Source organism: Telluria sp. AZSoR62 (assembly GCF_058111565.1).
Genome location: NZ_JBYTST010000140.1, coordinates 1 through 366, shown reverse-complemented (window position 1 = coordinate 366; position 366 = coordinate 1). Strand labels below are relative to the sequence as shown.

1 protein-coding gene is annotated in these 366 nt (G+C 49.5%); it reads left to right on the top strand.

Annotated features, from left to right (window positions below; all coding sequences use genetic code 11):
• Positions 1-62: 62 nt before the first annotated feature.
• Positions 63-188: a hypothetical protein gene (locus AC3XQU_RS23250; protein WP_489876518.1), complete on the top strand. Its 126-nt coding sequence runs from the start codon at positions 63-65 to the stop codon at positions 186-188.
• Positions 189-366 lie beyond the last annotated feature (178 nt).

The following is a 366-nucleotide window of genomic DNA, read 5'->3' as shown; positions in this document are numbered from 1 at the left end:
AGCAACTCTTGTAGGGATTTCATCATAACTGTCACTTCGATTGTTGTTCATGTCTCGAAGAGATGACCAACATCGACGAACAAGTCGTGACGTCTTTGGCGCAGATTCGCGAGCAGGCGTTAAATCCCTGGCAGCACCTCCGCCCCTCGTTCGCCTTTAATGTGTCGCCTATTCAGGTGAATATCTAAGAAATCTTGATCTATTAGAGTACGGCACAGGCGTGTTTGAAGGCAGGTTAAGCAAAGCATGCCGTAGTTCTCGGGGTGTGCCCTGAGCCATAGGTCATGACGGACCATGTAGTAGTCATCTCGACAGGTAGACTTTGTGCAGTCCTGACAAGCATCCCACGCTAACTCACCGAAGAGA

Bases quoted from the DNA above. Each gene is read 5' to 3' on its own strand.
- AC3XQU_RS23250 (WP_489876518.1), top strand. From the start codon at position 63: ATGACCAACATCGACGAACAAGTCGTGACGTCTTTGGCGCAGATTCGC.